The organism is Nocardioides sp. zg-1308, from assembly GCF_013155375.1.
In the GTDB taxonomy this organism is placed as follows: domain Bacteria; phylum Actinomycetota; class Actinomycetes; order Propionibacteriales; family Nocardioidaceae; genus Nocardioides; species Nocardioides renjunii.
Genome location: NZ_JABJQY010000002.1, coordinates 2,052,476 through 2,065,058 on the forward strand (window position 1 = coordinate 2,052,476; position 12,583 = coordinate 2,065,058).

Below are 12,583 nucleotides of genomic sequence, written 5' to 3' on the forward strand. Positions count from 1 at the left end.
CTCAGTCCTCCTCGGTCGGCAGGGTGCACTGGTTGGAGCTGAAGTCAGGCGCGGCCACGCAGTCCGTGGAGGCCTGGATGAGGTTCATCGTGGCGGTGGTCTGCTCGGTCGTGGTCTCCATGTCCTTGCGGAACGCCTCGACCGACGAGCCCATCCCGCGCAGCCCGGCGGCCACCTTCTTGAGCTCCTCGGCGACGGCCTTGTGAGCCATCTCGGCATTGGTCCCGAGGCGGTAGCCCCCGGTGTAGGACTCGCCGAACGACGAGCTCTGCACCGGCGTGATCGGCTTGCTCTCGACACCCTCGGCGGCCTTGTCGAAGGACGCCATCAGGGAGGAGATCGTCTCGGGATCGATGTTGAGCCCCACCATGGTCTGGTTGAGCAGTTCCCGGTCTTCCAACGGCAGCATGGTCTGTCCTTTCCCCCTGGTCGCAGAACCAAAACCACTTTAGGTGGCCGATCTGTCGCCGGCAGCATCTTCGGGGATCGGTAGGCTCGCGCCATGCGTGCTCGGGGATCCCGTCGTCTCGTCGGTGCGAGCGTGGGCGTCCTGGCGCTCGCGGTCGTCACCGGCTGCCAGTCCTCCGCGGAGGAGCCCTCGGACCCCACGACCAGCGCCACGTCGTCACCGTCGACGCCGTCGCCCTCCTCGCCCGCCCCCGCATCGACGCCCGTCGTCGAGCCGGCCGACGGCAAGCTGGTCAAGGTGCCCGGCGCCAGCATGCGGGCGCTGCCGACCTACGAGCGCAACAGCGACTTCGGGATCGTTCAGGGATACCGCGACGGCCAGAGCTCGCTGACGCTGTCCCCGAGCCTCACCATGGCCCCGTCGCTGGACGCCTACGCCCGGGAGTGGATCCGCGAGCACGGTGGACGCCAGGTCCAGGTGCGCCAGGACGACGCCGTCGCGGGCGGCAAGTACTCCGCGTGGCACGTCGTCGACACCACGTCGGACCCCACCCAGCGGGTCCACACGTTCGGCACGATGTTCCTCGACTCCGCCTGGCTCATCATCATCCGGATCAACCTCGAGGGCGTACCGGAGACGCTGACCGAGGAGGAGGAGCAGGGCGTCATCGACAGCCTGCTCGCCTCCTTCAAGACCGACCTCGACTAGCCCGCGGCCGCGGCGACCTTGAGGGCGACGGCTCCGGGCCGCACCTCGACGCCGGCGCCGCCGACGCGCTCGACGGTTCCGTCGAGGCCAAGCCGGACGGCGTACTGCCGGCCGCCGGTGACCACGGCGGCGACGAGCGTGTCGTCGTCCTCCCAGGCCACCTCGGGGTTGATCCCGACGACCCCGGTGCGGGCGCCGGCGAGCTCGAAGTCGACCACGCGCTCGCCGCTCGCCGCGTCGAGGATCGCGAGGGTCGGGGAGCCGTCGGGCGTCAGGTAGTCGGTGAAGCCCAGGACGTGCCGGCCGTCGGGGCTGAAGGCGAGCACGGAGTAGTCGCACGTGCGCCACACCACCGGGGCGCCCTCGGTGACGGCGTCGCGGACCTGCCAGCACGAGCCGTCCCCGCTGAAGCTGGTCTGCCCGCTCACCAGGCCGCCGACGGGGTCGGCGGAGCCGGGGTGGATGAAGCCGGGCACCGGCGTCGTCGCGCCGTCCGGGGAGACGACGAGCGCGGACTCGTCGCCGGTCGCGGGATCGGTGCGGGACACGACCATCGCCTCGCCCGGCAGGAAGCCGACCGGGCGGACGTCTGCCTGCTCCGGGCCCAGCGGCAGCGGCGTACGCCGTTCGTCCCGCGCACCGTCGGCGGCCCGGTCGACCAGGACCCAGCGACCGCCGTCGTACTCCGCCCAGGCCAGGCGCGAGGCGTCCGACGAGACCGCCAGCACGCTGGCCGACGTCGCCTCGTCGAGGACCCCGAAGTCGGCGTCGAGCACCTGCAGGGTCTGGATCCAGCCGGCCGGCTCGTCGCTCACCGTGAGCCCCGCCCAGCCGTCGAGGTAGGGAGTGAGCTGGTGGTAGTCGCGGGGGAGCGGGGTCTTCTCGCCGTCGACCACGAGGCTCGGGTCGTCGACGTTGATGAGCGGGACGGCAGACGCGCCGCCGACGGGTGCGCTGCGCGGGTCGATGCGCACCGTCCCCGCCACCGCGGGGGCCGGCGGGTCCGTGGCCGGCGGTACGTCGCTGCGCTGGGTGGGGCCGGTCGCGGCGAGGCCGAGCGGGACGGCCACCGCCAGGACGGCGGCGACGGCCGCACCGGCAACCGCCCGACGACCCCGCTGGATCCGGCGGGCCCGGGTGCGGACGTCGGTCACCGTGAGCGGTGCGCGCTGCAGGGTGTCGACGCGGCGGTGCAGGCCGTCGTGTACCCGGTCCTCGAGGGGAGCGTCGTTCATCGGGCTTCATCTCCGGAGTCGTAGGGGTCGAGCGACCGGGGTGCGCGGGCGCGCAGTCCGGCGAGGGCACGGCTGGCCTGAGACTTCACCGTGCCGACGGAGATGCCGAGCGCGTCGGCGATCTCCGCCTCGCTCAGCTGCTCGTAGTAGCGCAGCACGACCACCGCCCGCTGCTTGGGCGGCAGGGTCTGCACGAAGGACCAGAGCACCCCGCCCATGCCGTCGTCGTACGCGTCGTGGGTGCCGGTCTCGGGCAGCGTGTCGGTGGTGTGCTCGCGCCGCTTCCACGCCCGGCGCCACAGCGAGCTGTTCTCGTTGACCATGATCCGGCGGACGTAGCCGTCGAGCGCCTCCCGGTCGCGGACCCGGTCCCACGACAGGTAGAGCTTGGCGAAGGCGACCTGCAGCAGGTCCTCGGCCGAGGCGTGGTCGCCGGCGAGGAGGTACGCCGTGCGGTAGAGGGCCGGCTGGCGCGCGGACATGTACGCCGAGAACTCGGCGTCCTTGTCGGACCCACCCCGGTGCACACCCATGTCGACGAGTGTCGCGGTCACCATCCACCTCCTGCCTCACTCCGCGCCCTGGGAGCAGGGCGTGTCGGGGTGAGGACGCGGTCGACGCCGGTGGGGTTGCATCTGGTTGGCTGGCGTCCACAGACGCAGGCAACATCGTCGTGATCCCCGTCGCGCAGGAGGAATCCATGCAGCAGGTCAAGGCCGTCGTCGCGCTCGCCAAGGGCGAGCCGGTGCAGCTCACCACGATCAACGTCCCCGACCCGGGGCCGGGGGAGGCCGTGGTCCAGGTGCAGGCGTGCGGCGTGTGCCACACCGACCTGCACTACCGCGAGGGCGGGATCAACGACGAGTTCCCGTTCCTGCTGGGGCACGAGGCGGCGGGCGTCGTCGAGGCCGTCGGTCCCGACGTGACGGGCCTCGAGCCGGGCGACTTCGTCGTCCTCAACTGGCGCGCCGTCTGCGGTGACTGCCGTGCCTGCAATCGCGGCGAGCCGTGGTACTGCTTCGCGACGCACAACGCGACGCAGCGGATGACGCTCGCCGAGGGCTACCTCGCCGGCACGGAGCTCTCCCCGGCGCTGGGCATCGGCGCCTTCGCGGAGAAGACGTTGGTGGCGGCGGGACAGTGCACCAAGGTCGACCCGTCGGCGCGGGCGGCCGCGGTCGGGCTGCTCGGGTGCGGCGTGATGGCCGGGCTGGGTGCCGCGATCAACACCGGCAACGTCGGCCGCGGCTCGACGGTCGCGGTGATCGGCTGCGGCGGTGTCGGTGCCGCCGCGATCGCCGGCGCCGCTCTGGCCGGTGCGTCGAAGATCATCGCGGTCGACATCGACGACCGGAAGCTCGAGACGGCGAAGAAGCTCGGCGCCACCCACACGGTGAACTCGTCGCAGGTCGACGCGGTCGACGCGATCCGCGAGCTGACCCCGCCGCCGGACGGCACCGGCCACGAGGGCGGCGCGGACGTGGTCATCGACGCGGTCGGGCGGCCCGAGACGTGGAAGCAGGCGTTCTACGCCCGCGACCTGGCCGGCACCGTCGTGCTCGTCGGTGTGCCGACGCCGGACATGAAGGTCCCTGACATCCCGCTCATCGACGTCTTCGGTCGCGGCGGCTCGCTCAAGTCGTCGTGGTACGGCGACTGCCTGCCATCGCGCGACTTCCCGATGCTCGTCGACCTCTACCAGCAGGGTCGCCTCGACCTCGACGCCTTCGTCACCGAGGAGATCGGCATCGGCGACGTCGAGGCCGCGTTCGACAAGATGCACGAGGGCTCGGTCCTGCGCTCGGTGGTGGTGCTCTGATGGCCGGGCCTCGTGGAGTGCGCGTCGACCACGCCGTCGTGTCCGGCACCTTCACCCTCGACGGGGAGACCTTCGACGTCGACAACAACGTGTGGGTCGTCGGCGACGACGAGCAGTGCATCGTCATCGACGCGCCACACGACGTCGGGGCGATCCTCGAGGTGGTGGCGGGTCGCGCGGTGAAGGCGATCGTGTGCACCCACGCCCACGACGACCACGTCCGCGTCGCGCCCGCGCTGCGGGTCGCCACGGGTGCCCCGATCCTGCTGCACCCCGACGACCGCCCCCTGTGGGAGCTGACCCACGGCGGTGACGAGGAGGGGGCCGAGCTCTGGGACGTCGACCTCTCCGACGGTCAGACCCTCACCATCGGCGGCGCCGCGGTCACCGTCCTCCACACTCCGGGCCACGCGCCCGGAGCGGTCTGCCTCTACGTCCACGACCTGGGCTGCGTCTTCACCGGCGACACCCTCTTCGAGGGCGGCCCGGGCGCGACCGGCCGGTCCTACAGCGACGCCGACCTCATCAAGGACTCCATCCGTCGCCGGCTCCTCGAGCTGCCCGACGAGACGGTGGTGCACACGGGCCACGGTCCCGACACCACGATCGGGGCCGAGCGCGCGAACGTGTGAGGGCGGGAACGTCTGAGCGCGGGACGTCCCAGCGCGAGCGCCATCAGGCGGTCAGCCAGCCGGCCGGCGGCCGCAGCCACGGCGACTCCGCCAGGATCCGCCGGCGCCGCTCCTCCCGGCGCTCGTCGAGGTGGACGGCCTCGGCGACGCACTGGGTGAGTGAGGGGTGGTCGACGGGTGTCCCGTCGAGCAGCCGGTGGAGGTGCCGCAGCGTCGTGTGGAACCTGATCGCCGGGTCGCGCCGGGCCCGCGACCGTCGCCGCCACAGCAGCCAGTCGGCCGTGGACCCCGACCCCCGCGGTACCCACCAGCCGGCCACGGTGAGGTCGACGTGCGCCGGGTAGCGACGCCCACCCCGGTCCCGCGCCCCGTCTCCCCGCAACGGCAGCACCTCCTCCTCCGTCGCTGGGTCCTCGACGCGCACGCGCAGGCGGGCCAGCCGCAGGAGCTCCTGCAGCGCACTCACCCGTGGGCTCGTCCGGCCGGTCTCCCAGCGGGCCACGACGGACTGCGAGACGCCGACGATCGCCGCCAGCCCCCGCTGGGAGACGTCGAGGATCCGCCGGACCCGGCGTACGAGCCCCGGCACCCCTCCGTCCGTCGGCCCCATCAGGAACCACTCCAGCTCCTCCTTGCTCATGCCCTCGCCCCGCGGCTGCGCGTCCATGCCTTCCTCCTGCTGTCGGTGTCGGTCGTCCTCCTAGTGCAGTGCGACCCACCGACATCCCGGCGTGCTCATCCACAGCCTCGCGGCGGCGCAGACCTGACCTGCCTCTCTGGGCAGTTGCACCTGAGTCGCCCGGGGACTCAAGGAGTAGTGCGGCCTCGCGAGGTGGAGCACGGGCTCGCTCGCGGGGCAGTGGCACCTGAGTCGCCCGGGGACTCAAGGAGTAGTGCGGCGGCGGGGTGGTGGGGAGCCGGGTGGTGGGGACCGGCCGAGGGACAAAGGGAGGCGGGACAGGCGCCGGCGGAAAGGGGTCGTCGGGGCCGGTCGCGCGGGCTAGCGTCGGGTGGGTGACCGACCACGCGTTCGTGCCCGAGGACTTCCGTCCGCCGACGACTCTGGTGACGGAGCAGTTCCGGCTGGAACCGCTGGAGCCGCAGCACAACGTGGCGGACCTGGCGGCGTGGACCTCGAGCATCGAGCACATCCGTTCCACGCCCGGCTACCCCGACGGTGGCTGGCCGCCGGAGAACGGCATGTCCGCCGAGGACAACCTCGCCGACCTGACCAGGCACGCGGCCGACTTCGACGCGCGGCGCGGGTTCACCTTCACGGTCCTGGATCCGGCCGGGTCGGAGGTGATCGGGTGCGTGTACGTCTACCCGACGCGGTCGCCGGACCACGACGTCCAGGTGCAGTCGTGGGTACGCGCCGACCGGGCGGAGCTGGACGGGCCGCTCGCGGACGCCGTGGCCGAGTGGCTGGCCTCGGACTGGCCATGGGAGCGCCCCGACCGCCGCGGTCGCTGAGCCCGGTCGCTGGGCCCGGTCGCTGAGCCCGGTCGCTGCGGTCGAGCGGAGATCGTGGTCCTGCGCGCCGCGTGCCACCATGACCTGATGCGCGGACGGCGGACAGCACGGTCGACGGGGAGGTCGACGGCGCTGCTGGCGACCCTCGCCATGCTGACCGCCGTGACCGCGTGCGACAGCGGCAGCGACGAGCAGGACGGCGACCCCGCGTCGCAGGAGGCGCCGGCGAGCAGCAGCCCGACCGTGCCGCCGACGCCGTCCGAGCGGCTGGGCCTGACCGAGGGGTGGGGGCCCGATCGCGCCGAGCTCGACCGCGCCGCGACCGTCGCTCGACGCATGCGGCTCCCCGACCTGGCGGGGCAGGTGATCGTCGCGGAGTGGCGGGGGACCGCCGCGCCCGTGCAGCTGGTCCGCAGCCTGCACCTCGGTGGCGTCATCGCGTTCGACTCCAACGTCGTCTCCGCCACCCAGGTCAGGGGCGTGAACGCGGCGCTGACCCGGCAGGTGCCGCGGAAGTGGCCGCTCTTCCTCGGCGTGGACCAGGAGGGCGGGGTGGTCGAGCGCCTGCGCGGTGCTGCCACCCGGCTGCCGACCTTCATGAGCGCCGGTGCCGCGGACGACCCTGCGCTGACGGAGCGGGCGTACGCCGCCAGTGGCGCTGAGCTGCGCGGCCTCGGCTTCACCGTCGACTTCGCGCCGGACGCCGACGTCACGTCGGGGCCGGGGGACCCCACGATCGGGTCCCGCGCCGCCTCCTCGCGCCCCGCGGACGTGGCGGAGCACGTCGTCGCCGCGGCGCGGGGGTTCGCCGGCGCGGGCGTGCTGCCGGTCATCAAGCACTTCCCGGGGCACGGGTCGGTGCCGGTCGACAGCCACCTCACGCTCCCGGTGCAGACGCGGTCGGTCGAGGAGCTGGACGCCGCCGACCTGGTTCCGTTCCGCGCCGCCGTCGAGGCCGGGCTGCCGGCGGTCATGGTGGGCCACCTCGACGTCCGCGCGGTGGACCCGCGGGTTCCGTCGTCGCTGTCGAGGCCCGTGGTCACCGGCCTCCTGCGCGACGAGCTCGGCTTCGACGGGCTGGTCGTCACCGACTCGCTGGCGATGGCGGGGGTCACCCGCGGCCGCACACCGGGCCGGGTCGCCGTGCAGGCGGTGCGCGCCGGGTCCGACGTCCTGCTCATGCCCCCCGCGCCGGCCGTCGCCCGCGCTGCGCTGGTCGAGGCGGTCAGGTCGGGTACCCTGCCGCGCCGCCGGCTCGAGCAGGCCGCCGCGCGGCAGATCGCCCTGCTCACCCACCTCGCCGGTCCCCGCGGCAAGCCGGTCGGCTCCGCCCGGGCGGCCTCGCGCGCGCTGTCGGCGGCCGCCGTCACCGTCACGGACGGGGCGTGCTCCGGGCGCCTGGTCGGTGACACGCTCCACGCCTACGGCGACCCGGGGGCCGTGAGCACGTTCACCGCGGCCGCGCAGGGCGCCGGCCTCACGGTGCTGCTCCGCCGGTCGCCGCCGGCGGCGCTGGTCCAGGCCGATCCGCGGCCGCAGCGACGCAAGGGCGAGCGCAGGAAGAAGTTCGAGAAGCGCCTCCGGGCCTGGAAGAAGGCCGACACCGCGCGCGTACGCCGACTCGAGGCGTGGACCGCGCGCGAGGAGGCCAGGCTCGCCGCCGGCACCCCGATCGGCTTCACGGGATACCGCGACGCCCCGGTCGACGGGACGATCGCCGTCGCGACGGACAGCCCCTGGGTGCTCGGGCAGGTGGGCGCCCCGACACGGATCGCGACCTACGGCGACACCCCGGGCGCCATGGCGGCACTCGTCGACGTGCTGACCGGCGCGGCGACGGCCCCCGGCCGGCTCCCCGTCAAGGTCGCCGGCGTCGCCCGCCCCGGCTGCTAGAAGGTCTCGACTAGGAGGTCTCGACTAGAAGGGCTCCACCAGCAGGGCGGTGCCCTGCCCGGCGACCCGCGTCAGCACGACCGTCGCCTCGTTCTCGCCCTTGAGCGCGAGCCGCTTGCGCAGCTCCTCCGGCACGACCTGCACGCCCCGCTTCTTGATGGTGAGCCGGCCGACCCCGCGCTCGTGGAGGGCGGCGCGGAGCTGCTTCTCGCGGTAGGGCAGGTGCTCCAGGACGCGGTAGCCGCGCGCGAACGGCGTACGGAACGACTCGTCGCTGGTGACGTAGGCGATGTGCGGGTCGACCAGGCCGCCGTCGACCCCCGCGGCGACCGCCGTCACCAGGCCGGCGCGGATGACGGCGCCGTCGGGCTCGTAGAGGTAGGCGCCGACGTCGCGCACGTCGGCCCCCGGGTCGTCCTCCTCGGTGATCGTGGCCAGGCCCCGCTCGCCGATCACGGTCGCGCGCCGGTCCGTCGTCGACAGGCTCGGCGACCACAGCACGGCCTCCTTGACGTCGCCGCCGTCGCTGACCCACTCGGCCTCCACGCCGGGAGGCACGAGGTCGTGGCCGATGCCGGGCGCCACCTTGACCAGCGAGCGCCGGCTCAGCAGCGCCAGAACCCACGACCACGGCGGGGTCCAGCCCTCGACGTCGAACACCCGGCCGCGTCCGCTCCGGCGGGCGGGGTCGGCGAAGGCGGCGTCGAACCCGCTCAGGTCGACGGTCGTGGCGTCGCCCACCTGCACGGCGCCGGCCAGCCCGAGGGCCGCGAGGTTGGCCTGCGCCATCGCGGCGCGGACCGGGTCGCTCTCGAGCCCGGCCGCGATGAGCCCGGCGCGGGCGAACGCCAGCAGGTCGCCACCGATGCCGCAGCCGAGGTCGATGACGCTGCCACCCGGGATCGCCGCAGCGAGGCGCGTGGCCCGGTGCTCGGCGACCCGCGAGCGGGTCGCCTGCTCGAGCGCGTCGGGGGTGAAGAACATCCGCGCCGCCGACTCACCGAACTTCGCGGCCGCCCGCTCGCGCAGCTGCGCCTGCGTGGTGGCCGCGGCGGCCTTCTCCGCGTCCGGCTCGAGGCGGCGTACGACGCTCGCGACCCGCACCGGGTCGCCGGGGTGGTCGGCCCAGGCCTGGGCGGCGTGGACGAGCAGGCGGCCGCCCTCGGTCGTCTGCAGCCATGCCAGCGTCTCGATCTCCACGGGGGCATCCTGACAGCAACCCCCGCTAGCACTCGGTCAGGGAGAGTGCTAGCGTCGCCTCTGGCACTCTCACCCTGAGAATGCCAACGCTCGCGAGCCTGGCACGACCCCCGCGACGGCGTGCCGCCCCGGACCGCGAGCCCACGTCCTGGGAGCGCAAGCTCCTGAAGAATCTCGTGAAGAGAAAGTGGAGGTTGATCCGAAGTGTCGGTCAACATCAAGCCCCTCGAGGACCGCATCGTCGTCCAGACCCTCGAAGCCGAGCAGACCACTGCTTCCGGCCTGGTCATCCCGGACACCGCCAAGGAGAAGCCCCAGGAGGGCGAGGTCGTGGCGATCGGTCCCGGCCGCGTCGACGACAACGGCAACCGCGTCCCGATCGACGTCGCGGTGGGTGACAAGGTCATCTACAGCAAGTACGGCGGCACCGAGGTCAAGTACTCCGGCGAGGAGTACCTGATCCTCTCCGCCCGCGACGTCCTCGCCGTCGTCTCCTGACGAGCTAGGCATCCCGGCCGGCTGCCTGCCGGCCGGGATCCCGCACGTCCCGAAACCTTCCTAGGAGCACACAGATGCCCAAGATCCTGGAGTTCGACGAGAGCGCCCGCCGCGCGCTCGAGCGCGGCGTGGACGCCCTCGCCAACGCCGTCAAGGTGACGCTCGGCCCCAAGGGCCGCTACGTCGTCCTCGACAAGAAGTGGGGCGCCCCCACGATCACCAACGACGGGGTGACCGTCGCTCGCGAGATCGAGCTCGACGACCCGTTCGAGAACCTCGGTGCCCAGCTCACCAAGGAGGTGGCCACCAAGACCAACGACATCGCCGGTGACGGCACCACCACCGCCACCGTGCTGGCCCAGGCCATGGTCCACGAGGGCCTGCGCGCCGTCGCGGCCGGCGCCAACCCGATGGGCCTCAAGCGCGGCATGGACGCTGCGGCCGAGGCCGTCGGCGACGCGCTGCGCGAGGCCGCCCGCGAGGTCGAGTCCCGCGAGGACATGGCGTCCGTCGCCACGATCTCCAGCCGCGACAGCCACATCGGCGACCTGCTCGCCGAGGCCTTCGACAAGGTCGGCAAGGACGGCGTGATCACGGTCGAGGAGTCCAACACCATGGGCACCGAGCTCGAGTTCACCGAGGGCATGCAGTTCGACAAGGGCTACATCTCGGCCTACTTCGTCTCCGACCCGGAGTCGATGGAGTCCGTCCTCGACGACCCCTACATCCTCCTGCACCAGGGCAAGATCTCCTCGATCCAGGAGCTGCTGCCGCTGCTGGAGAAGGTCATCGCGACCGGCAAGCCGCTCTTCATCCTCGCCGAGGACGTGGAGGGCGAGGCGCTCTCGACCCTGGTCGTCAACAAGATCCGCGGCACCTTCAACGTGTCCGCGGTGAAGAGCCCGGCCTTCGGTGACCGCCGCAAGGCGATGATGCAGGACATCGCGACCCTGACCGGTGGTCAGGTCGTCGCCCCCGAGGTGGGCCTCAAGCTCGACCAGGTCGGCCTCGAGGTGCTCGGCCAGGCGCGTCGCGTCGTCATCACCAAGGACACGACCACGATCGTCGACGGCGCCGGCGACAGCAGCGCTGTCGAGGGCCGCGTCAACCAGATCAAGGCCGAGATCGAGAACACCGACTCCGACTGGGACCGCGAGAAGCTCCAGGAGCGCCTCGCGAAGCTCGCCGGCGGTGTCTGCGTGATCAAGGTCGGCGCCGCCACCGAGGTGGAGCTGAAGGAGAAGAAGCACCGCATCGAGGACGCCGTCTCCGCGACGCGCGCCGCGATCGAGGAGGGCATCGTCCCCGGCGGTGGCTCCGCGCTCATCCACGCCGTGTCGGTGCTCGAGGACGACCTCGGCCTGACCGGTGACGAGGCTGCCGGTGTCCGCGTGGTCCGCAAGGCGGCCGACGAGCCGCTGCGCTGGATCGCCGAGAACGGCGGCGTCAACGGCTACGTCGTGACCGCCAAGGTGCGCGAGCTCGGCGTCGGCAACGGCTACAACGCCGCGACCGAGGAGTACGGCGACCTGGTCGCCCAGGGCGTCCTCGACCCGGTCAAGGTCACCCGCTCGGCGCTCGTCAACGCGACCTCCATCGCCGCGATGCTGCTCACGACCGAGACGCTGATCGTCGACAAGCCCGAGGAGGAGGAGCCCGCGGCCGGCGGTCACGGGCACGGCCACGGTCACTGACCTGCCACCGCCTCTCACGGCCCGCTCCGCCTCACGGCGGGGCGGGCCGTTCGGCGTCCTGGCTCGTGTCCGGGCAGATGTGACACCCGCGAAACCCGGTGCTTCCTGTCCCGAAACATCGGCGCGGCATGCTCGGCGCCATGTGGTGGAGAGTGCGGACGACGCTGGCCGGCCGTCCCGGCGCGCTGGCCGAGCTGGCAGCGGCGTGCGGGGACGCCGGCGTGAACATCCTCGGCCTGCACGTCTTCCCGGGCGTCGACCGGGTGACCGACGAGCTGGTGCTCCGCACCCCCGGGGACTGGGACCTCGCCGACCTCGCCGGGCTGGTCGAGCGCGCGGGCGGGTCCCGCGTGAGCGTGCTGCCGTGCACTGAGGCGGCGCTCTCGGACCAGCCCACGCGCTACGTGCTGGCCGCCCGCAGCATCCTGGCCGAGCCGACGACCTTCCCCGACGTGGTGGCGCAGCTGTTCGACGCCGAGGCGCAGCCCGCGGAGTCCGACCTCGACCCGGCGCTCGGCGGGATGGACCTCGAGATCGGCGAGGTGCTGGTGCAGCTGCGCCGTACGGCGCCGTTCACGGCCGCCGAGCACGCCCGCGGGACCGCGCTCGCCGAGCTGGTGACCGACGTGCTGGCGGCGGCACGGTCGTCCAGCCGCAGCGCCGACGTCCCGGTGCAGCACGGCCCGCCGACCTTCGACGCCTCGCCGGGTGCCGTGCGCGCCCGGGTCGGCGAGGTGGTCGTCGGATCCGCCACCTGGGAGGTCGACGAGGCGGCCGCCTGGCACCTCGACCTGCGCGTCGACCCGGTGTGGCGCCGGCAGGGCATCGGGTCGCGGCTGCTCCTCGAGGCGGCCCGCGCGGCCCGCGCGGGTGGGGCCAGCGAGATCGTCGTGCGCACCGCCGCCGACAACCCCGCGGTCCTGCCGCTGGTCCTCGGCACCCACCTGCGCGGACGCATCCGCATGGGCTCCGACGAGCTCACGGTCCGGATCCCGGTCCGGCAGCTCGTCAGCGGCTGACGG

Annotated in this window: 13 protein-coding genes; 8 read left to right on the top strand and 5 right to left on the bottom strand. The window is 73.2% G+C overall.

Annotated elements, in window-relative coordinates:
- Position 1 precedes the first annotated feature (1 nt).
- On the bottom strand, positions 2–409 hold the full coding sequence (locus HN031_RS11670) for a hypothetical protein (RefSeq protein ID WP_172270045.1): 408 nt from the start codon (positions 407–409) through the stop codon (positions 2–4).
- A gap of 93 nt (positions 410–502) precedes the next feature.
- On the opposite strand from HN031_RS11670, the gene HN031_RS11675 reads away from it, so the two are divergent.
- The gene (locus HN031_RS11675) at positions 503–1,117 is read left to right on the top strand and encodes a hypothetical protein (RefSeq protein ID WP_172270047.1); all 615 of its coding nucleotides are present in this window, start codon (positions 503–505) and stop codon (positions 1,115–1,117) included.
- On the opposite strand, the gene HN031_RS11680 is transcribed toward HN031_RS11675, so the two are convergent.
- Together HN031_RS11680 and HN031_RS11685 are read right to left on the bottom strand one after the other, a co-directional pair.
- Complete coding sequence (locus tag HN031_RS11680) at positions 1,114–2,352, bottom strand: hypothetical protein (RefSeq protein ID WP_172270049.1); 1,239 nt, start codon at positions 2,350–2,352, stop codon at positions 1,114–1,116. The two genes, HN031_RS11675 and HN031_RS11680, sit on opposite strands and share 4 nt — an antisense overlap.
- Positions 2,349–2,906 carry a SigE family RNA polymerase sigma factor gene (locus tag HN031_RS11685; protein WP_367650738.1) on the bottom strand — a complete coding sequence of 186 codons (558 nt, stop codon included), beginning with the start codon at positions 2,904–2,906 and terminating at the stop codon, positions 2,349–2,351. The genes HN031_RS11680 and HN031_RS11685 overlap by 4 nt, the downstream gene beginning before the upstream one ends.
- Positions 2,907–3,052: 146 nt before the next feature.
- On the opposite strand from HN031_RS11685, the gene HN031_RS11690 reads away from it, so the two are divergent.
- Together HN031_RS11690 and HN031_RS11695 are read left to right on the top strand one after the other, a co-directional pair.
- Positions 3,053–4,171: an S-(hydroxymethyl)mycothiol dehydrogenase gene (locus HN031_RS11690; RefSeq protein ID WP_172270051.1), complete on the top strand. Its 1,119-nt coding sequence runs from the start codon at positions 3,053–3,055 to the stop codon at positions 4,169–4,171.
- The gene (locus HN031_RS11695) at positions 4,171–4,803 is read left to right on the top strand and encodes an MBL fold metallo-hydrolase (protein WP_172270053.1); all 633 of its coding nucleotides are present in this window, start codon (positions 4,171–4,173) and stop codon (positions 4,801–4,803) included. Before HN031_RS11690 ends, HN031_RS11695 begins: the two co-directional genes overlap by 1 nt.
- Positions 4,804–4,846: 43 nt before the next feature.
- On the opposite strand, the gene HN031_RS11700 is transcribed toward HN031_RS11695, so the two are convergent.
- On the bottom strand, positions 4,847–5,470 hold the full coding sequence (locus HN031_RS11700) for a helix-turn-helix domain-containing protein (protein ID WP_172270055.1): 624 nt from the start codon (positions 5,468–5,470) through the stop codon (positions 4,847–4,849).
- 347 nt (positions 5,471–5,817) lie between these two features.
- Here HN031_RS11700 and HN031_RS11705 point away from each other — a divergent pair, with 347 nt between their 5' ends.
- The gene (locus HN031_RS11705; protein WP_172270057.1) at positions 5,818–6,276 is read left to right on the top strand and encodes a GNAT family N-acetyltransferase; all 459 of its coding nucleotides are present in this window, start codon (positions 5,818–5,820) and stop codon (positions 6,274–6,276) included.
- A gap of 87 nt (positions 6,277–6,363) precedes the next feature.
- Entirely contained in the window at positions 6,364–8,169 is a 1,806-nt protein-coding gene (locus tag HN031_RS11710) for a glycoside hydrolase family 3 protein (RefSeq protein WP_172270059.1), read from the top strand.
- A 24-nt stretch (positions 8,170–8,193) separates the two neighbouring features.
- Here the strand turns inward: HN031_RS11710 and HN031_RS11715 are convergent, their stop codons facing one another.
- A complete protein-coding gene (locus HN031_RS11715) occupies positions 8,194–9,369 on the bottom strand; it encodes an SAM-dependent methyltransferase (RefSeq protein ID WP_172270061.1) in 1,176 nt (391 codons plus the stop codon).
- 204 nt (positions 9,370–9,573) lie between these two features.
- On the opposite strand from HN031_RS11715, the gene groES reads away from it, so the two are divergent.
- The 3 genes from groES (at position 9,574) to HN031_RS11730 (ending at position 12,580) form a co-directional block, all read left to right on the top strand.
- Positions 9,574–9,867, top strand: a complete 294-nt coding sequence (gene groES / locus HN031_RS11720; RefSeq protein ID WP_172270063.1) for a co-chaperone GroES — start codon at positions 9,574–9,576, stop codon at positions 9,865–9,867.
- Positions 9,868–9,941: 74 nt separating this feature from the next.
- Positions 9,942–11,561 carry a chaperonin GroEL gene (gene groL, locus HN031_RS11725; protein WP_172270065.1) on the top strand — a complete coding sequence of 540 codons (1,620 nt, stop codon included), beginning with the start codon at positions 9,942–9,944 and terminating at the stop codon, positions 11,559–11,561.
- Positions 11,562–11,701: 140 nt separating this feature from the next.
- Entirely contained in the window at positions 11,702–12,580 is an 879-nt protein-coding gene (locus HN031_RS11730; protein WP_253943059.1) for a GNAT family N-acetyltransferase, read from the top strand.
- Positions 12,581–12,583: the final 3 nt, after the last annotated feature.